This is a genomic window from Vibrio iocasae, assembly GCF_042245395.1.
Classification (GTDB): Bacteria; Pseudomonadota; Gammaproteobacteria; order Enterobacterales; family Vibrionaceae; genus Vibrio; species Vibrio iocasae.
Window position 1 is genome coordinate 1,985,327 of record NZ_CP145310.1, and the last position, 19,415, is coordinate 2,004,741.

Sequence of the window (19,415 nt, forward strand, 5' to 3'; positions counted from 1 at the left end):
GGACTCGGTTAATCTGAAACTAGAACTCTAAGTTCTACTAAACTAAGTCAGCGCCGGAAAAAGAGCCGGAAGATCAGCTGCCATGCACGCCTTATTAAGACGGTTCTGAGCAATAACAATGTTCTCTTCCCACTTCTCATCCTGTGCCCACATTTCTATCACCATAGGCACAACAAGTTCTGTTTTTTGAATGGTTTTGAAGATCGCATCGAAATCTACTTCGCCTTCACCAATCACCAAATCACGAAACTGCCCTTTATACCCTTCTTTCACTTTATAAGTGTCTTTCAGGTGAATCTGAGTAATATGGGGAGCACTCAGAGCCAGCTCAGTACAAGTATCGTAATTCCAGCCATTGATGTTACCCACATCCGGGTAAGCGGTGAAAAACGGTGAGTTTACAGCACGATTCAGTACTTCAAACTTGCTTAGCGAGTTCAGGTAGTCGGTATCCATTATCTCGACAGAAAGCATAATGCCTGCACGCTCTGCCAGCTTGGCACAGAAACGCATACCATCGATAAAGCGCTCATGTGTTTCTTGATTTGCTGGCTCGTAGTAAACATCGTAGCCCGCAAGCTGGATGTTTCGTACGCCCAGCTTATAAGCAAGTGTGATCGCTTTTTCCATATGGATAACCGCTTGCTCACGGATAGCCGGCTCAGCAGAACCAAACGGAAACTTGCGATGCGCACTTAAGCACATTGATTGCAGTGGCAATTCATACTGTTCACAAAGACGACGCAGGCCATAAATATCTTCATCACTCCAGTCCAGACGAGCACGACGCTCGTCTGATTCGTCTACGGAGATCTCAAGAAAATCAAAACCCAACGCTTTTGCCTTTGCGATCTTCTCTTCCCAGGAAAGCTCGTTAGGCAGGGCTTTTTCGTAAAGCCCCATACGATGACGTTCTAAGTTCTTAAACATAAGGTCACCCAATTACCAGTAACGGTTGATCTGCTCACGTAGTGCTTCCGCAGTCTCTTTACCCTTCTCGCCAGCAAGCGCACGGCCAGCAATAAAGGTTTTCGCTTTAATACCTTCAAACAGGTACAGATCTTCAGGAACGATGCCACCTGTGATTGAAAGCTCAAGACCCAGCTCAGAAAGCGCACGCATCTTCTCAATGTCAGCATCTGTCCAGCCAATACCAGCCAATTCAGCATCGCGAGAACGATGGTAAATAGCTTGCTTAATGCCTAGATCAACCCAAGCTTTCGCATCTTCCATTGTCCAGTTACCGTAGATCTCGATCTGGATTTCACCGTTAAACTCATCAGCCACTTTCTTACATACTTCGATAGTCGCAATGTGTGCAGCAGCAGAAACGGTAATCCAGTCAGAGCCAGCTTCAAACGCCTGACGAGCAAGGATTGCACCGCCATCAGTCGTTTTCATATCACATACAAGAACGTGATCAGGGTGGTTTTTGCGAAGTACACGTACCGCTTCCATACCTTCAGCAAACGCCAAAATGGTGCCCACTTCAATTACATCTACAAAGCTTTCGACGTTGTTAGCAACCTCAACCGCTGTTTTTAGATCAGTCTGGTCAAGTGCAATTTGAATCATTGGTTTAGTCATTGTATTTACCTTTTAATAATTTGCTCACGGATAAGGCGTGCTAGCCCGCCTTCGTTGTTGTCTGTTTCACATACCATGTCAGCAGCCTGCTTCACTTTTTCATCGGCGTTTTTCATAGCAACACCAAGGCCTGCTAACTTGATCATTGAGATATCGTTGTGGTTATCACCCACTGCCATGACTTCTTCAGGCTGATAACCGTTTTGTTCAAGGTACTGTGCCAGCCGAATCCCTTTCGCATTTCCGCTGTTCGCAAAGTCGACCCGATTTGACCATGAACGCTCACCAGAGAAGTTCTGTTTTACAAAATCCAGCTCTTCGATTTGAGCGATACTCTCTGGCTCACCTTCGATAACAAACTTCCAGATGTACTCGGCATTTTCGATCTCCTGCTCAAAGGAGTCGATTTTGCGTATATCTGGTTTGCGGCTCTCTTCAAAACCTTCAGCCCACTCTTCCAACACATGCATGTAGTCAATTGGCTGGCTTCGCGAATAGACCATGGAGTGAGTGACATAAAGCACCACTTTCATCTTGTATTCGTTGGCAAGCGCTAAGAACTGCTGAGCGTTCTGTTTACTGATGGCGTTTTCCGACAGTACCTGGTGATTGTGATAATCGTAAACATATGTACCGTTACAGCAGATAGCAGGGGTATCCAGTTCAAGCTCTTCGTAATAGGGTTTGGCCGCTGTGTGATGACGCCCTGTAACCAAAACCACATGGCACTTCTCTTTTGCCTCGCGAATCGCCGCTTTCACATCCGGGTGAATGCCGTGTTCGCTATTTAGAACTGTTCCATCCAAATCAAGAGCGAGAACTTTGTACATATGTCTCTTCCTCTTAGCGCTGTCCGTAGTAAGCATTGGCACCGTGTTTACGGTTGTAATGCTTATCGGATAGCTCCTGCATGATTTTGATACCGCTATTTAGCATTCTGGTGCCAAGCGCCATTACAGCCACTTCTTCCAGAACAACCGCGTTGTGTACCGCATCGTTAGCATTTTTGCCCCATGAAAATGGCGCATGTCCTGCCACGACGACACCCGGTACCGCTTTAGGGTCTAAATCACGCTTATTGAATTCTTCGATGATGACAAAGCCAGTGTTTTTCTCATACTCGCCTTCGATTTCATCTTTGGTCAGGTTACGGGTACATGGGATGTCACCGTAAAAATAGTCTGCATGGGTGGTACCCAGAGCTGGAATATCTAATCCTGCTTGTGCCCATGTTGTTGCATTACGTGAGTGAGTATGTACTACGCCACCAATACCTGGATAAGCTTTGTACAGTTCGATATGTGTTGCAGTATCGCTCGATGGATTCATCTCACCTTCAATGCGGTTACCTTCCAGATCAACAACCACAATGTCATCAACTGTCATGTCGTCGTATTCAACACCAGATGGTTTAATTGCAATAACACCACGCTCACGATCGATTTCAGAAACATTACCCCAGGTAAATGTCACCAAACCGTACTTTGGTAATTGCAGATTGGCATCTAATACGCGTTGTTTAAGTTCCTGATACATAGTTCTTTCCTTAATCTCTTAAGCCATCTCAGCTAATGCTTCGTCGATAACAGCAAAAACTTCTTCATTAGTTTTACAAGCCAGTAGCTTTTCAACATCAACGCCTGTTTCACTGTCTTCGTCGTCAAGAACCTGAGTCACTTCCATCAGACCTTCCATATGCTCATCAGAAGAACTGCCTGCCAGCGTTACCATTACTTTTACTTGCTCGCCTTCGATATCAATTGGGTTTGCAAGCGTTACTAAAGCAAAAGCCGTACGATTAACACCATCTTCAGGGCGCGCATGTGGCATTGCGAAATCAGGAGCAATACAGATGTACGGACCTAGCTTTTCGATGCTGTTGATGATTGCTTCGTGGTAGCTTGGCTCAACCGCGCCAGATGCAATCAGCATGTCCGTACCAACTTTGATAGCGTCACGCCATTCGGTTGCTTCAACGTTTAGCTTGATTGAGTTGTTGTCGATTAGTGATTGTTTAAAACCCATTGTGATATCTCCAGTGAGGGTGGTTGCCAGAGAGGGTCTGGCAACCGGGTAGTACTTTTATTGTGAGGTAAGAGTCTTATGCTCTTTGTGCTGCGAAGTTCTTGTCGATTAGGTCGATAAGTTCATCGCCGAATGAGTTAGGGTTCAGCATGTTCTGTACACCTAGTACATATTTGCCTTCACCTACTTCCATCTCCGCAGATAGGTGCTTAGAGGAAACGATGATGTCGGTGTTTGCCAGCTTTGACTTGTAGTCAGACACTGCACATGAATCCATTACGTGTGGGATACCTTTCTTCTCAAGGTATTTACCGATCTTCATCTTCATCATCATTGATGAACCCTGGCCGTTACCACATACCGCTAGAATGCTTACAGGACGAACACCATCTGTTGCTTCAACTGCTTGTGCTACAGCCGCTACTACTTCTGGCTCTTCAGCTTCAAGGTCACCACCTTGTGCTTCTGCGTCTTCTTCAGCTCGTAGTTGCTTAGATGCGTAGAACATGTATACGCCAGCAAGTGCTACAAGTACCCAGAAGAATGCTTTAGATGCAGACAGACCAGCGAAGATTGGTGGGAATACCAATGCCCAGTCAGCCATACCCATCCAGCCGCTGAACTCAACACCGTGGTTGCTGATAAGCTGGATAGCCCATGCAGAACCAACAACTTCGATAATACCCATCACGAAACAGATCTTCATAACCGCTTTCCAGCCGCCGAAGTGGTTCGCGAATACACCGATGGTTGCGTTCGAGAAGAACATTGGGATAAACCCAGGGATAATCATGATTGGTGAGTCAGCAAGAAGTAGTAGGCCTACTGCAAGGAACTGACCGATAGCACCCCACATGAAACCGAATACCATTGCGTTTGGAGAGAATGCGTAGATAGCCGCACAGTCAATCGCCAGTACTGCGTTAGGGATAACGCGCTCAGAGATACCTTTAAATGCCTCTGAAAGTTCAGCAACGAACATACGTACACCAGCAACGATTACCTGGATAGCTACCGCAAACTTAAGACCAGTCTCAAGGATGTAGATTGTCCAGTGTGTTTTGCCAGCCATGTCTTGAAGGTTATCAAGGCCGAAAGATAGAAGGATAATGCCGAAGAACACAGTCATTACGATTGCAGTTGCTGCGATGCTATCGTGGAAGATGTGTAGCCACTTAGGCAGTTCAATGTGGTCAACGCTGTCTTCTTTGTCACCTAGTTTTGGTGCAACTTTTGTTGCGATCCAAGATGCAAACTGCTGCTGGTGACCGATAGAGAAACCCGCACCACCAGTTACTTCTTCAGTTGGCTTGAACATGATGTTTGAAGAAATACCCCAGTACAGAGCCATCAGAACAGCTGAGTAAAGGATAGTTTCCCACATTGATGCGCCAAGGATGAAGTAGAACACCGCTACAAGACCAGCTTGCTGGAACATGATGTGACCAGTAAGCATGATTGTACGGATACCAGTAAAGCGGCGGAATAGTACTAGCAGGATATTGATGCCAAGTGCGATAAGTACTGCGTAACCAACCCATGAGTACATGTCACCCATGTTTTCCATGGTTGCCATCATTGTTGTATACGGGTCAATTACCGAACCTGTCAGGCCATGGAATTCGGAAAGTTTTTCGATAACAGGTTTGAATCCCTTAACCAGAGTACCTGCACCAACTTGTACAAGCATGAAACCAACGATGGTTTTGATTGTACCTTTGATGATTGTGGTTGGATCACGTCGCAGTAGCCAGTAACCAATACATGTTACTAAACCAAGTAGCAACGGTGCTTTTGTCATTACCTGACTGTAAAAAATATAGAATACGTCGTATAGGAACTCCATATTTTTACCCCTTCTATTTATGTTTTATCTGTAGGACAGAGCTAAGTAATCAGATGTGTTTGCTTAACTCACGAAATTTGCTCACGGATAGACATTAAGCAATCACAAATAATCATTCAACGCTCACTCATGACTATATTGATTTAGATCAATAGTGCTCATATTTGATTATTTGAAATGCTATCAGGATCAAAAAAATATCTACAAAACAATCACCAAAACACTTAAATACATAAAAATCAGCTACTTATATTTATAATAAGATCAAGTTCAAAGTTTTATCTCAATGTTCTTTGACATGATTAGTTGTGAGTAATAGAATCATTACAAATCACAGAGCATCATAATGACTCATAAAGTGATTAGTAATGATAAGAAGTTGGTAGTGATATGAATGAAGTACAACGACATAACAGCATTCTTTCTTTGCTTGATGAGAAAAACAGCATCAAGGTGAGCACCATTACAGAAACCTTTAAAGTTTCTCCGGCTACAGCAAGAAGAGATCTGACCAAGCTGGATGAAATGGGGAAGCTAAAGAAAGTTAGGAATGGCGCAGAGAAAATAGAGAGCAGTCGCAATGTTTGGTCTCCTTTGAATGCAGAAAATACTGAAAACTATCGCGAGAAATCCGCTATTGCCGAAAGAGCCGCCGATCTATGCGACAAAGGTGACAGTGTTGTTATCAACTGTGGTTCCACCGCATTCATGCTTGGACAAGAGCTATGTGGTGAAGACATCAAGATCATTACTAATTATTTTCCGCTCGCCAGCTATCTGATCGAACAAGATCATGAGTTCGTGATTATTACCGGCGGGCAATACAACAAATCTAAAAATATCTTCTTAAACCCAACTCCTGAGTTCTCGCGAACGTACGCTGGACACTGGATGTTTACCAGTGGCAAAGGCCTGACCGAACAAGGGCTTTACAAAACAGATATGCTCACAGCGGTCGTGGAGCAACAGATGTTGGAGCAGGTTGGTAAGTTGGTTGTTGCAGTAGACAGCTCTAAAGTGGGGCAACGTTCGGGAATGATGTTCTGCCCGGCAACCAAGATAGATATTGTGATTACAGGCGAAGATGCGGATGCGAACGTAGTCAGGGGACTACGGGAACAAGGCATCGACGTTATTCTGGTTTAATAAATTGATAGGTATAGACATGAGCAAAGTAAACGAAATCACACGTGAATCCTGGATTCTGAGCACTTTCCCTGAGTGGGGCACGTGGCTAAATGAAGAAATTGAAAAAACTGAGGTTCAGCCAAATACTTTCTCAATGTGGTGGCTGGGTTGTACTGGTGTTTGGCTAAAAACAGAAGGCGGCACTAACATCTCTATGGACTTCTGGTGTGGTACTGGTAAGAAAACTCAGGCTAACCCTTACATGAAAAACCAGCATCAAATGATGCGTATGGGTGGTGTTCGTGAACTACAGCCAAACCTTCGTACAGCAATTTTCCCACTAGACCCATTTGGCATCAAAGAAATTGATGCGGTTCTGGCTTCTCACGACCACGCTGACCACATCGATGTAAACGTAGCTGCTGCTGTTCTTCAGAACTGTGGTGACCACGTTAAGTTCATCGGTCCACAAGCTTGTGTTGACCTATGGACTGGCTGGGGTGTGCCAGAAGATCGTTGTATCGTTGCTAAAGTAGGTGACGAAATTCAGGTTGGTGACGCACTAATCAAAGTACTGGATTCTTTCGACCGTACTGCTCTTGTGACTCTACCTGAAGGCACTTCTTCTTACGATAAAGAGATCCTTGATGGTATGGACCTTCGTGCGGTTAACTACCTAATCGAAACAACAGGTGGTTCTCTGTATCACTCAGGTGACTCTCACTACTCAAACTACTACGCGAAGCACGGTAACGACCACAAGATCGATGTAGCACTACTATCTTACGGTGAAAACCCACGTGGTGTAACAGATAAGATGACTTCTTCTGACATCCTTCGCGCTGCTGAGTCTCTAGACTGTGAAGTAGTTATGCCTTTCCACCACGATATTTGGGCTAACTTCCAGAACGACCCACGTGAGATTGAAATGCTATGGAACATGAAGAAAGACCGTCTTCAGTACAACTTCGCACCGTTCTTCTGGCAAGTAGGTGGTAAGTACACTTACCCAACAGATAAAGGCCGCATGCACTACCAGCACTTCCGTGGCTTCCAGGACATCTACACAGATGAGCCAGAGCTACCATACAAAGCATTCTTGTAATAACTGAGTTCTCCCCCTTTGAACTTTAAGTTAAGCCCTTGCACTGCAAGGGCTTTTTTACTTTTAAGGGTAAATCATGTCATACGAGGTAAAGCACTTACACTGTAAAACGCTGTCATCTAACTTGCACCGCCAACATGATGTCGTTATCTACCGTTTATACTCAAAACTCCGTGATCTAAAAGTATAGATTCGTAGCTTCCATCCTCTATCATGCGTTCTAATGACTGGTTAAAATCCGCAACTACAGATTGATGATTTGGATATTTTTTTGAAATAAGCATATATAAATCATAAGTTCGATAATCAGGCGCGACTGGTATTATTTTGTTTCTATGCTCGCTCATTTCATTGTTTAGAAGGTAATTCACATTATCATAAGCACCAAAAATACATCTATTCTACCGTGAGCTAGTTTCAATATGTTCTGCCGAATATTGCTCACCTCATCTACGATGATTTCTCCATGATTTTTAAGATCTTGAGTGAAGTTTGAGCCGAGCAGCACTCCTACTCTCATACTACTGAAGGCATCTAAGTCACTGTAATAATATGAACTTTCGCTTCGTTGCCAGAATATAAAACGTGAACTACCAATTTTATGCGAGTATTCAAAGTACTCTTCTCTATCCTTCTTATACGATGCGACCAGTATTCCGTCGTAGCCACCAGCTTTGCTAACTTCTAGTACTCTATTCCATGGGGCCCATTCAATATCAAGGGTATAACCACTTTGAGAGAGGGCTGTACGTACTATTTCCGAAAGGTATCCATCACTTTTAAACTCTGGGCTGTTCATTGGCTTCCACTCAACAGCAGCTAGAGTTAGTTTCTTAGAAGGTTCAGATGCAAAGCTTAAATTTGAATTGTACAAGCCCATGGAAAGCGAAAAAATCAGTAATAACAAGCGCTTCAAGTTCTCGGCCTAATCTATAAGAAATCGGTTAGGTAAAGTATAGTAAAGGCTGATAGAATCACCCGCCCAGTGAACACTTAGGAACTCGTTATGATGACTGATGAAGAAAGAATTGAACTGCAAAAAAACAACCCATTACACGGTCTTAAGTTGGAAACCATGATCCAGGAGTTAGTGGATTTTTACGGCTGGGACATTCTTGATACTGCTATGCGATTTAATTGCTTTCACACCAAACCATCGGTTGCCAGCAGCGTGAAGTACTTAAAAAAGACTGACTGGGCGAGAGAGAAGCTGGAAAACTTCTACCTGTATCGATTTAAGCGTATGCCTCGCGCATCAGCTGAAGAGTATGAGTTGTCACCACGTGCTCGTACGTTCCCTCATGGTTTGAAACCCAAAGAGCCAATGGTGCTTACCGTGGATTCTATCTTGAAGTCGCAGGCGAAAGCGGCATCTTCTCATAAAGCGCGCTCTTCACGTGGTCGTAACCCTCGTAAATAAAACCCTTATGCAGATATAAAGAAACCCCGGTACACAGTATCGGGGTTAATGCTTTACTTCATACGAGCTTAAGAAACAAACTTCCTTACCGCAGCAATAAATCGTTCGACATCTTCACTACTAATGTCTTTGTGAGTCACAAATCTCAACGGGTTATGGGCTGTAATCGTGATGTCTTCTTTAGCTAGGTCTGCCGCCAACTTCTCTACATCTAAGCCTTCTTCAGGCTTTACGAATACGATGTTAGTTTGAACATGATCAGGATTTACATTGAAGCCCTCAATTTTGCTCAGTTCTTCTGCCAGTCTTTTAGCATTCTTATGATCCTGAACTAGCTGAGTAACTTGTTCAGTTAGAGCCAGCTTACCAGCAGCAGCTAGTATTCCCGCCTGCCTCATTCCACCGCCAAGCATCTTACGGATTCTGCGTGCTTTCGCAATGTAAGCTTTGCTCCCTAACAGAAGCGAGCCTACTGGTGCACCGAGTCCTTTCGATAAACAGATCGTCATGGAATCAAAGTGTTGAGCGATCTCTTTGATATCTACATTCAGTGCAACCGCTGCGTTGTACGCTCGAGCACCATCCAGATGAAGCTGTAGACTGTGGTGATTAGTAAAATCACGCGCTTGTTTTAGATACTCCATAGGGAGCACTTTACCGTTGATGGTATTTTCCAAACTTAGCAGTTTAGTACGGGCAAAGTGTGAATCGTCGGGCTTTATCGCTGCTCTCAACTTATCGAAACTTAGTGTTCCATCCGGGTTATTTTCAATCGGTTGAGGCTGTATCGAACCTAACACCGCAGCACCACCAGCTTCATACATATAGTTGTGGGCTTGTTGACCACACAGATACTCGTCCCCGCGCTCACAATGCGACATCAAACCAAGTAGATTTGCCTGAGTACCCGATGTTGTAAAAAGTGCCGCTTCAAAACCATGTCTTTCCGCTGCCCACTGCTCCAACTCATTAACCGTCGGGTCATCACCATACACATCATCACCTACAACAGCATTTGCCATTGCATCTCTCATAGCTTGAGTTGGTTGGGTTACCGTATCTGAGCGAAAGTCCATCGTTTGTCATCCTTTTGCAGAAATATGAAGAAGATATAAAGCGTACTATACCTCACATTTAACCTGCGGGTACTACTACGATTTACATTAGATGTACTAAAATAATTCCTTGACCTGTCTATAACTCTACAGTTTATGCTTCCTCATAGACTATAACGAGGACAGAACATTGAACTATCAACTATACAAAGAAACTCAGACTGAAGAGATTATTCATTTATTCACTCAAACCTTTACAGATTCAGAGGGGAAAGAGGAAGGGGCGCTTATCGGAAAACTAACATCCGATCTTTTAGCAACAACGCCAAAGAAGGATATTTACGTTTTCATTGCTGAAGAAAACGAACAAATTGCCGGAAGCATTCTGTTTACCCGACTTACATTTGCGTCAGACAAAACTGCGTTTTTGATGGCACCTGTAGCCGTGAGCACTCATTGTCAAGGCAATGGCATTGGACAGAAGCTGATCCGTTTTGGCTTAGATTCAATGAAGCAACAAGGTGTCGACCTGGCGTTCACTTACGGTGATCCTAATTACTATACCAAAACAGGGTTTGAGCAGATTACCGAAAAAGAGTTTAAAGCCCCAATGCCACTCTCCCTGCCTCATGGGTGGATGGCACAATCATTAACTGAAGAAGAGCTAGAATCCATATCAGGCGAGTCGTCTTGCGTTCAGGCATTTGATAATCCGGCCCTCTGGTAATGCAAAGCCAAATAGGTGAAACATGTATCGTATCTCTCAACTGGCCGAACAATTAGGCCTTTCTCGAACCACCCTGCTCTATTACGAGAAGCAGGGGCTTATCTCCGGAAAGCGTCTGGATAACGGCTATCGCAGTTACAGCGAAAAAGATATTCAACGCCTGAAGTTATTACAAAAGCTTCAGGCAGGAGGTTTAACTCTGAAGGAGTGTCAAGCCTGTCTAGATTCCAAAATAGACAGAGAGGTACTGAGTGAAAGGCTGCGGCAGTTAGACACAGAGATAGAGAAGAAGAAGAAGTCACGCGCGTTGTTAGCAGCTCTTCTGGGAGAGAGCAGTTTGACAGAGTGGCATGAATCTTTGGAACAGGCCGCACCGGATGCTCATCTCGACTGGTTAATCAAACAAGGTTTTGATGAAAAGCAGGCAATGCGACTTAAGTGGCTATCGAAAGACATTAACGATCATGAGCAATATATGAACGATTTTAATCTTATATTTAGTGAGTTGGAGTGCTGGGGACCGGGCTCAGAAGCCGATACCCTTAAAGCACTTCAAATGGTGCCGAATAACCCACAATCCATTTTAGAAATAGGATGCGGGCAGGGCTCTGCGACACAGGTACTGACAGCCCATATCTCAACGAAGATAACAGCGGTAGACAATGAAGAATCTGCTCTTCGCTTTCTGGAAAACAAACTTGATGGATTGGGACTATCCGGCAACCTAGATACGGTTTGTGCCGATATGCACAAGTTGCCTTTTGAACCCGATAGCTTCGACCTTATCTGGTGTGAAGGTAGTGCTTATATTATGGGTGTGTCAAAAGCGTTAAAAACGTGGCGACCATTACTGAAAGAAGATGGTGTACTGGTATTTAGCGATGCAGTATGGAGCACCGATACACCATCAGAAGAAGCACTTAACTTCTGGCAAAAAGAGTACCCCGATATAACCAGCGTAGATGCTCGGCTAAAACAAGCTGAAGAAGCCGGGTTCGAGTTGGTAGACATGTTCACGCTTGATAGAAGCAGTTGGCTTAACTACTACTCACCACTGGAAAATAGGGTAAAAGAACTGGAGTCTGAGCTAGTAGGTTCAAGGGCTTTAAGTGAGATAAAACGAGAACTGGAGATATTCCAAAAATACGCTGATGAGTTTGATTATCAGATGTTTGTTTTAAAACTTAGCAATTAGTTACAAGCTGTTTGCTTCACTCACTTCCAACCGGTTACGGCCGTTCTCTTTGGCTCTGTAGAGGGCTTTATCTGCAAGAGAAATCAGCATGTCCGTGCTAAGTTCAGCATCAGGCAGGAGAGTTACCCCACCCATGCTGATGGTCAACTGATTAGAGACTCCCGATTCGCTGTGTTCGATATTGAGCGCCCGTACGCTTTCATGCAGGAGCTCGGCGATATGCCGGAGCCCTTCCTGATCCGTGTTCGGCAGCAGCAAGACAAACTCTTCTCCCCCGTACCTAGCCGCCAGATCAGCTGGTCTTTTTAATCCGGTTTTCATCGCTTGAGCGACCTGCTTAAGACAATCATCCCCCATTTGATGGCCATAAGCATCGTTGTACTGCTTAAAGCAGTCGATATCACAGAATATCAGGGAAATAGGACTCTTATCCCTTTGCATTCGACTCCACTCGGAAGCCAGGTACTCATCAAAATATCGGCGGTTGGCAATTTGGGTCAGCCCGTCAAGCGCAGCAAGCTGAGTCAGGTCCCAGTTTAGCTTAATCAGCTCCTGTTCCGCCCGCTTTCTTTCCCCGACCTCAATCTGCAGCTCAGCGGTCCGTTCCTCGACCTTCTGCTCCAGGGTGTTATAAAGGGTGGCATTTTCGATTGAAATTGCCGCTTGGGCCGATAGCAGATTGATGATCTCCAGTCTGTCCGGTGTAAATGCTCCGGTAGTCAGGTTGTTTTCCAGGTATACCAGACCGTACATCTTGCCCTGGTTCAGCAGCGGGGTGCAGAGAACAGATTTGGGGCAGTGGCGAATCACGTAAGCGTCTGCAGCAAATTTTTCATCCTTGCCAGCATCGTCTAACACCACACTCTCATTGGTTCGGATGGCGTAATTCAGCACCGATTGTGCCAGTAACTCATCCTGCTTCAGATCGGATAACCGGGTAGCAAGCAGCACCTCTGAGCCGTGACTGCTCATGCTGCCCTGAGCGCGCAGGCTGAAACTTATGCCATCTTCAAGAAGCAGCAACCCCTTTTCAGCCCCGGCATTCTCCATCAGGGTATCCATCAGTTTTTTCAGCAGCCTCTCCAGTACTATCTCACCGGAGATCGCCTGCGAAGCTTTCATCACTGAGTTGAAGTCCAGAGCCTGAGTGTGGCTGGTGGTAGAGATAGTTTCTCTGCTCCAGAGCTCATCCGCAGTCAATGCCAGTTCGGGAAGCTCCTGGTCAAAATAACGAACCTTGCGCTTCGCTCCCCAGTGGAGATAGCAGTGCCGCGCTTCAACAAGATAGCCTTTGGCTGCTCGTTTATAACCCTTGTTCAGGTAGTAGTGCCCGGCCAGTTCATTGGCCAGCGCCTCATGGTGTAAGTACTCGCTTTCACGGCAAGCTTCAATTGCCAGTTCATAATGCTCCATCGCAACTTCATGCTCGCCAGAGACCCGTGCCATCTCTGCCCGCATCAGCAGATACCTGTGCCGGAAGTTATCTGGACAGTGCTCCATCCAGGTTTTCATCTGCTTCAGGTTGCGTTGCATCATGGCAAGGTATGCTTGCTGTTCGTCCTGAGAAAAACTGTCCCAGTTCGCTGTCAATACCAGTGTATTTACAAAATAGTGGTCTGGGTACATCATCAGCCCGGAGATAAAATGCTTATTCTCTTCAGCCTTAAGGCTCGCCTCAAGAGCAGCTTTACTATCCCGGTAGATCAAATACATCAGAGACTTAAACAGATAGTGCCAGAACAGCCCCAGACCAAACGGCATGGCTTCCATGGTGGATATACACGACTCTTCACTGAAGTCCGCGGTATCCAGGCTGGTCTGGGTTCCGGTCTGATCCATCAGATGGGTTATCTTTGCCACCTGTGCATCCATCACCTGTACCAGAGGCTCAAACTCAGCCGCACGGATATAGTCGGCATAGGTGTCGGCGGTATTCAGTACCCTGGGTAGAGGGTCTCCTTTAACAAACTGCGCAGTACGGATAAAAGAAGCAGCCCAGGCCCCCCACCAGATCTCCCCGGACTGTACGCAGTAACGGTAAGACTCTTCATAAACCGGAATATTGGTTCTGATATGGTTCTTGTAGTGGTTTACAAAATTACAGAAGGTGTTGTGCACCTTAGGAGCCAGCAGCGGGTTAAAGTATTTCTCTTTTAGCCCCATTGCCAGCCGGCCAAAATCATATGCCCGGTCATAATCCTGACCGGAGGAGAGGACGATAGCATAAAAAATATGCCCTACCGCCGTGACGGCTGACTGACCGTACTCAACAGACAGCTTAATCATCAACAACGCAGGAAGCAGAACCCGCTCATTCGCTGACATAAACAGGCAGACCCAAGTCTCATGAAGGATGCCACACAGGGTGATCATATCTTCATCTTGCATCTCGGGGTTGTGCTCTAGTCCCAGTACCGCATCCCGAGTCGGCAGTTGCAGGTTGATCTCCTCAAGCAGCTCGGCGGTCATCTTGCCGTACGCTTCCGGCTCATGCGGCACGAGGATATCAAACAGCTGCATCCCCTTCATTCCCAGCTCGATTCCGCGGGCATAGTCATAGCTGATATGAGAGATGCGTACCATCAGCTCATAAAGCTCACCAGTCTCTCTTCTGCTCCGGGTTTGGCCGATCGCCGAGGAAAATACCTTTTCAGCCTCTTCCAGCCTGCCACAAAGAAACTCAGACTCAATCCGCTCTTTTGACAAACGGAACATGGCGTCGTAATGTTCACCCCAACCGGTCTCTTTCAGCAAGTCCATGCCCTGAGTGAAGTACTCCAGTGCAGCGTCATAGGCCGCAGACTTTTTCGCTCGCAGACCGGCTTCAAGGTTTAAGACCGCCAGACGGGCACACTCAGCGGGATCGGATATCAGTTCAACCGCAGTGTTCAAATGGTTTACCAGTTCGAAAATCCGCTCCTTCTGCTCCGCTTCACTGCTCGTATTCAGCAACAGTCGGCCTGCTTTCAGGTGAACCTGTACCCGGCGCTGTTCATCCAGCCTCGAATAAGCTGCCTCCTGAACCCGATCGTGATAGAAACGGTAGGATACAGAAGAGAGATCCATTTGCTCCTGAGTACTGCTCACCCACCTTGCGATGTTACAAGCTTCATCTTCAGGAATGATCAGCTCTTCGATAACCGCCTCCCATAACCAATCGGCGATCTCAGCAGCCGGTCGCTGGCTGATAGCGGTTAACATTCCAAGCTCAAAGCGGTTACCCAGACAGGAAGCAATCACCAGAAGCTCCAGGGTCTTTTCGGGAAGAGTATGGATCTTCTGAACCAGCAGCTCTGCGACATTCTCACTTATGCTCAGCGCTTCAAGGCACTCATTGTCCCAACACCACATCTCCTTTTCTGGCGAATAATACAGAAGCTTCTTGTCAAACAGCGTGCTCAGGAGCCTGGTCAGGAAAAACGGATTTCCATCGGTTTTATGCTGAAGCAGCTGGGCCAGTTCATCGATGTTGTCTCCGGTGGCGCTCAACGTCTCTTTAATTAATGCCTTGCTGTCATTTGCATCCAGCGGAGTCAGAGTCAGGGTAGAGAGCGGGGAACCTGAAGTCTGACGCACCTCATCTAACGTCAGCATAAGAGGGTGGGAAGGTGTTACCTCATTATCACGGTAAGCCCCGATCAACAGCAGGTAGCTGCTCTGATTGTTTGCCATCAAGTTTTTGAGAAGCCCGAGAGATGCCGGGTCAGCCCACTGAAGATCATCGAGGAAAAGCACAAGTGGATGCTCCACCGTACAGAACACACCTAAAAACCGCTTAAATACTGCGTTAAACCGGTTCTGAGCTTCCACTCCGGACAGTTCTAGAACCGCAGGCTGAGAACCAATGATATGGGCCAGTTCAGGAATAACATCCAGCAATACCTGCCCTTCATCATTCAGGGCTGCTTGCAGAGCTTCCCGCCAGATAAGCAACTTGTCGTCGCTCTCTGCCAGCAGAAACTGCACCAGTTTCTGAAACGCCTGAATAATCGGCTGATAAGGGATTTCATGCTGAAACTGCTCAAACTTTCCGGAGATAAAGTAGCCTCGCTTCTCCAGTACCGGCCTGTGTATCTCTCTTACCAGAGAAGTTTTGCCTACACCGGAATAGCCGGCGACCATCAGAGATTCCGCCGCCCCGTCACTAACGCGGGAAAAGGCCGACATCAGGGTCTGAACTTCTTGCTCTCTGCCGTACAGCTTTTGTGAGATTCGGAACTGGCCCTTTGGATCCTGGCAGCCAATCTCAAACGGTTCAATCTTTTTCCCTTCGACCAGTGCATCCAGGCAACGCTGAAGATCAGCAGCAAGCCCGGAAGCGGCCTGGTAACGATCTTCTGCCATTTTTGACAGAAGTTTCATCACAATATCCGACACCACTTGAGGTATTTGCGCTCTCTTCGTTATGGGAGAGTCCGGTATTTTGGCTATATGACAGTGAACCAGCTCCATAGGGTCTCGGGTATCAAAGGGCAGGCATCCAGTCAGCATTTCATAGAGGGTCACCCCTAGAGAATAGAGGTCTGTGCGGTAGTCAATCACCCGATTCATTCGCCCGGTCTGTTCCGGAGACATATAAGCCAGGGTTCCCTCCTGAACATCCGGATCCTGTACAGGCTGAGTTTCCCGACTCAGCTCACTGGATATACCAAAATCGATCAGCTCAACTCTGTCATTGTGCGGATTCCAGATAATATTGGTTGGGTTGATATCCTTGTGAATAATGCGTTTGCTGTGTACATATTCAAGGATGTTACAAATTCGAATGGCTAAGCGCAGTGACTGCTCAAGCGACAGTTTATTGCCATTTCTGTAAAGCTGCTTTGATAGAGACTCACCGCCAATATCTTTGAAAACAATCAGAGCTCGGTTTCCCTGGGCTTCAATGCAGATCGGAGCAGAAACGCCGCCTGTGGCCAGACGTTGGGTGATATTGTGCTCGAGCCGGAACCGAGCCAGTTGCTCTGGGGTAGGATACTCAGAGTTAAGCATTTTTACGATGACCGGAGTGCCATCCGCTTTCCCGATCCCTCTGTATATAGTGGTATGCAACCCCTCGTGCAGTTTATCCGAGATATTGTAGTTTGTGTGTCCGATTTTTTGGCTCAGGTTCATTCTGAAAAAATTCCTACTTGCCTAAACAGATAGCCTGACAGCCGCTTAGATAAAGCAGTCTTTTATTTGTTCTATCAATATAACCCAATTTTTACATATTGGAGAACAATATCCCGTAATCATCTACGACAGCTCACACTAATCTCACCCAGCAGCTTCTTCTTTACTTCATGTTAAACTGGCGAGTCACCCGCCTGTTATTCAGCATGAGATACTAAAAGTACATGTATCTTATAAATCCTGCTGAACGCTATTCGCTACACACATGCTAGTATCTGGTGTAACAGAACTAATAGTGAAAGGATCACCATGAGCGCGACCGACTACCTCAACCAGCTAAATCAGGACTACCTATCCATCCACCGCACAAAAGAAGATTTCTTCTGGCAAACCTATATGGGCACCAGCGATGACCATGAGGGATCTGCCAAAGCACTATCAGCCTGGACCCGCTTTGTCAGTGATGCTACTCGTATCCCAGCTCTGCGAGAACAGATAGCTCAGGCGGAAACAATCAGTGATAATCAGGAAAAGCGAGCCACTGTTACCGGACTGAAAGGTTGGCTGGCGATGTTTGAGGCCAATACCCTGGAATCTGAGCAGGCCCAACAGCTGAAGCAAGCGATCATTGAAGCGGAGACAGCGCTGTTTGAGAAAAAGCAGCAGTATGTACAGACCTTTACCGATGAAAACGGCGAGCAAAAGGAAGGTTCGCTGCCAGTGCTTGCCGCCGCTATCCGTACCAACAACACAGAGTCTGTGCGCAAATCTGCTCATCAGGCTCTTCTTGATCTTGAGAGCTGGCTACTGGAGAACGGTTTTCTAGAGTTGGTAAAGCTGCGTAACAAGTTTGCCCGCACACTTGGCTATGACAACTTCTTCGATTACTCGGTGCAAAAAACTGAGCAGATGAGCAGTGATGACCTGTTTATCATCCTGGATGACTTTGAAAAGCGTACCCGTGGCTGTCACCAGTCCAGCTTGGAACAACTAACAAATAAAAAAGGCCAGGATGCGCTGTTAGGACACAATTTTGTCTATGCCTTCTCCGGTGATGTTATGCGTGAGTTGAATCAGTATGTCCCCTTTTCCCGCTCATTGCGCCGTTGGGTGGAATCCTTTGGTCGCCTGAATATCAACTACTCAGGTGCTGAGCTGACTCTGGATCTTCTAGATCGTAAGGGGAAATATCCCAATGGCTTCTGCCACGGCCCGATCCCAGCATTTTATGATCAGGACAACTGGGTAGCCGCAGAGGTCAACTTCACCAGTAATGCCAAACCAGATCAGGTAGGAAGTGGTTATGATGGCATCAATACACTATTCCACGAAGGCGGTCATGCGGCACATTTTGCTAACGTAAAAATGAATGCGCCTTGCTTCTCTCAGGAGTTTGCACCAACCTCCATGGCCTATGCTGAAACTCAGTCCATGTTCTGTGACAGCCTCCTAAGCGATGGAGACTGGCTCAAGCGTTATGCACTCAACAACGCCGGAGAACCAGTACCTGATGAGTTAATTAAGGCTATGGTCGACAATCAGCAGCCATTTAAAGCATATCAGGAGCGCAGTATCCTGGTGGTACCTTACTTTGAGCGAGCTTTGTATCAGCTAGAAGATTCAGAGCTAACTTCAGAGCGAGTACTTGCTTTGGCTCGAAAGACGGAGCAAAGTATCCTTGGACTGGCCTGCAGCCCTCGCCCGCTAATGGCGATCCCGCATCTGCTGTCGGACGATGCGGCATGCTCCTATCAGGGCTATCTTCTCGCGCATATGGCGGTCTATCAGACTCGCAACTACTTTATCAAGAGGTTTGGTTACCTGACTGATAACCCGGAGATAGGTCCACTGCTGGCCGAGCATTATTGGCAACCGGGCAACAGCCTGTCTCACGATGCAACAATACGTTCACTGACTGGAGAAGGATTTAATGCAAGATACCTGGCAGACTCGTGCAACCTGACCGCAGAACAAGCCTGGCAAGGCGAACAGGCTAAGATTCAGGCGGCTAAAGAACGTCCGCAAACAGAGCCAGCCTTTCTCAATGCAAGCATCAAGGTTGTTGACGGTTCAGAGACACTTGCCAGCAATCAGGACGGTGATGCGACCATGTGTGAGCAGTTTGAGCGCTACATTGCTGATCATTACGGTTGCTAAGCCCAACAGGCTTTAGTTTGATTATCAGGCGATTGTTTTAAAGTGCAAATAGGTG

The 19,415-nt window shown here is 46.4% G+C and carries 15 protein-coding genes; 6 read left to right on the top strand and 9 right to left on the bottom strand.

The window, feature by feature from the left end:
• Window positions 1-42 precede the first annotated feature (42 nt).
• From SNR28_RS08850 to SNR28_RS08875, 6 genes are all read right to left on the bottom strand, one after another.
• Window positions 43-930: an L-ribulose-5-phosphate 3-epimerase gene (locus tag SNR28_RS08850; RefSeq protein ID WP_375748844.1), complete on the bottom strand. Its 888-nt coding sequence runs from the start codon at window positions 928-930 to the stop codon at window positions 43-45.
• Window positions 931-942: 12 nt separating this feature from the next.
• The gene (locus tag SNR28_RS08855; protein ID WP_375748845.1) at window positions 943-1,587 is read right to left on the bottom strand and encodes a 3-keto-L-gulonate-6-phosphate decarboxylase UlaD; all 645 of its coding nucleotides are present in this window, start codon (window positions 1,585-1,587) and stop codon (window positions 943-945) included.
• Between the two features lie 5 nt (window positions 1,588-1,592).
• The gene (locus tag SNR28_RS08860) at window positions 1,593-2,417 is read right to left on the bottom strand and encodes a Cof-type HAD-IIB family hydrolase (RefSeq protein ID WP_375748846.1); all 825 of its coding nucleotides are present in this window, start codon (window positions 2,415-2,417) and stop codon (window positions 1,593-1,595) included.
• Between the two features lie 13 nt (window positions 2,418-2,430).
• Window positions 2,431-3,123: an L-ribulose-5-phosphate 4-epimerase gene (locus tag SNR28_RS08865; protein ID WP_277823868.1), complete on the bottom strand. Its 693-nt coding sequence runs from the start codon at window positions 3,121-3,123 to the stop codon at window positions 2,431-2,433.
• Window positions 3,124-3,141: 18 nt separating this feature from the next.
• Window positions 3,142-3,612, bottom strand: coding sequence for a PTS sugar transporter subunit IIA (locus tag SNR28_RS08870; protein WP_375748847.1), 471 nt, complete (start codon window positions 3,610-3,612; stop codon window positions 3,142-3,144).
• A gap of 76 nt (window positions 3,613-3,688) precedes the next feature.
• On the bottom strand, window positions 3,689-5,458 hold the full coding sequence (locus SNR28_RS08875) for a PTS ascorbate-specific subunit IIBC (protein WP_375748848.1): 1,770 nt from the start codon (window positions 5,456-5,458) through the stop codon (window positions 3,689-3,691).
• 390 nt (window positions 5,459-5,848) lie between these two features.
• Between SNR28_RS08875 and ulaR the strand changes: the two genes are divergently transcribed.
• Together ulaR and ulaG are read left to right on the top strand one after the other, a co-directional pair.
• On the top strand, window positions 5,849-6,604 hold the full coding sequence (ulaR, locus tag SNR28_RS08880) for an HTH-type transcriptional regulator UlaR (RefSeq protein WP_375748849.1): 756 nt from the start codon (window positions 5,849-5,851) through the stop codon (window positions 6,602-6,604).
• A gap of 19 nt (window positions 6,605-6,623) precedes the next feature.
• Window positions 6,624-7,691: an L-ascorbate 6-phosphate lactonase gene (gene ulaG / locus SNR28_RS08885; protein ID WP_375748850.1), complete on the top strand. Its 1,068-nt coding sequence runs from the start codon at window positions 6,624-6,626 to the stop codon at window positions 7,689-7,691.
• A gap of 367 nt (window positions 7,692-8,058) precedes the next feature.
• Here ulaG and SNR28_RS08890 read toward each other — a convergent pair whose 3' ends face one another.
• A complete protein-coding gene (locus SNR28_RS08890) occupies window positions 8,059-8,607 on the bottom strand; it encodes a substrate-binding periplasmic protein (RefSeq protein ID WP_375748851.1) in 549 nt (182 codons plus the stop codon).
• Between the two features lie 90 nt (window positions 8,608-8,697).
• On the opposite strand from SNR28_RS08890, the gene SNR28_RS08895 reads away from it, so the two are divergent.
• Window positions 8,698-9,111 carry a VF530 family DNA-binding protein gene (locus SNR28_RS08895; protein ID WP_375748852.1) on the top strand — a complete coding sequence of 138 codons (414 nt, stop codon included), beginning with the start codon at window positions 8,698-8,700 and terminating at the stop codon, window positions 9,109-9,111.
• 68 nt (window positions 9,112-9,179) lie between these two features.
• Here SNR28_RS08895 and ltaE read toward each other — a convergent pair whose 3' ends face one another.
• Window positions 9,180-10,187, bottom strand: a complete 1,008-nt coding sequence (gene ltaE / locus SNR28_RS08900) for a low-specificity L-threonine aldolase (protein WP_375748853.1) — start codon at window positions 10,185-10,187, stop codon at window positions 9,180-9,182.
• A 169-nt stretch (window positions 10,188-10,356) separates the two neighbouring features.
• Between ltaE and SNR28_RS08905 the strand changes: the two genes are divergently transcribed.
• Together SNR28_RS08905 and SNR28_RS08910 are read left to right on the top strand one after the other, a co-directional pair.
• The gene (locus SNR28_RS08905; protein WP_375748854.1) at window positions 10,357-10,893 is read left to right on the top strand and encodes a GNAT family N-acetyltransferase; all 537 of its coding nucleotides are present in this window, start codon (window positions 10,357-10,359) and stop codon (window positions 10,891-10,893) included.
• 22 nt (window positions 10,894-10,915) lie between these two features.
• The gene (locus SNR28_RS08910) at window positions 10,916-12,088 is read left to right on the top strand and encodes a MerR family transcriptional regulator (RefSeq protein ID WP_375748855.1); all 1,173 of its coding nucleotides are present in this window, start codon (window positions 10,916-10,918) and stop codon (window positions 12,086-12,088) included.
• Here the strand turns inward: SNR28_RS08910 and SNR28_RS08915 are convergent, their stop codons facing one another.
• On the bottom strand, window positions 12,089-17,203 hold the full coding sequence (locus SNR28_RS08915; RefSeq protein ID WP_375748856.1) for a diguanylate cyclase domain-containing protein: 5,115 nt from the start codon (window positions 17,201-17,203) through the stop codon (window positions 12,089-12,091).
• Between the two features lie 309 nt (window positions 17,204-17,512).
• On the opposite strand from SNR28_RS08915, the gene SNR28_RS08920 reads away from it, so the two are divergent.
• A complete protein-coding gene (locus SNR28_RS08920; RefSeq protein WP_375748857.1) occupies window positions 17,513-19,360 on the top strand; it encodes a M3 family metallopeptidase in 1,848 nt (615 codons plus the stop codon).
• The last annotated feature ends 55 nt before the right edge of the window (window positions 19,361-19,415 follow it).

Excerpts from the sequence above, each read along its gene's own strand:
- SNR28_RS08850 (WP_375748844.1), bottom strand. The coding sequence starts at position 930 with ATGTTTAAGAACTTAGAACGTCATCGTATGGGGCTTTACGAAAAAGCC.
- SNR28_RS08855 (WP_375748845.1), bottom strand. The coding sequence starts at position 1,587 with ATGACTAAACCAATGATTCAAATTGCACTTGACCAGACTGATCTAAAA.
- SNR28_RS08860 (WP_375748846.1), bottom strand. The coding sequence starts at position 2,417 with ATGTACAAAGTTCTCGCTCTTGATTTGGATGGAACAGTTCTAAATAGC.
- SNR28_RS08865 (WP_277823868.1), bottom strand. The coding sequence starts at position 3,123 with ATGTATCAGGAACTTAAACAACGCGTATTAGATGCCAATCTGCAATTA.
- SNR28_RS08870 (WP_375748847.1), bottom strand. The coding sequence starts at position 3,612 with ATGGGTTTTAAACAATCACTAATCGACAACAACTCAATCAAGCTAAAC.
- SNR28_RS08875 (WP_375748848.1), bottom strand. The coding sequence starts at position 5,458 with ATGGAGTTCCTATACGACGTATTCTATATTTTTTACAGTCAGGTAATG.
- ulaR (WP_375748849.1), top strand. The coding sequence starts at position 5,849 with ATGAATGAAGTACAACGACATAACAGCATTCTTTCTTTGCTTGATGAG.
- ulaG (WP_375748850.1), top strand. The coding sequence starts at position 6,624 with ATGAGCAAAGTAAACGAAATCACACGTGAATCCTGGATTCTGAGCACT.
- SNR28_RS08895 (WP_375748852.1), top strand. The coding sequence starts at position 8,698 with ATGATGACTGATGAAGAAAGAATTGAACTGCAAAAAAACAACCCATTA.
- ltaE (WP_375748853.1), bottom strand. The coding sequence starts at position 10,187 with ATGGACTTTCGCTCAGATACGGTAACCCAACCAACTCAAGCTATGAGA.
- SNR28_RS08910 (WP_375748855.1), top strand. The coding sequence starts at position 10,916 with ATGTATCGTATCTCTCAACTGGCCGAACAATTAGGCCTTTCTCGAACC.
- SNR28_RS08915 (WP_375748856.1), bottom strand. The coding sequence starts at position 17,203 with ATGAACCTGAGCCAAAAAATCGGACACACAAACTACAATATCTCGGAT.
- SNR28_RS08920 (WP_375748857.1), top strand. The coding sequence starts at position 17,513 with ATGAGCGCGACCGACTACCTCAACCAGCTAAATCAGGACTACCTATCC.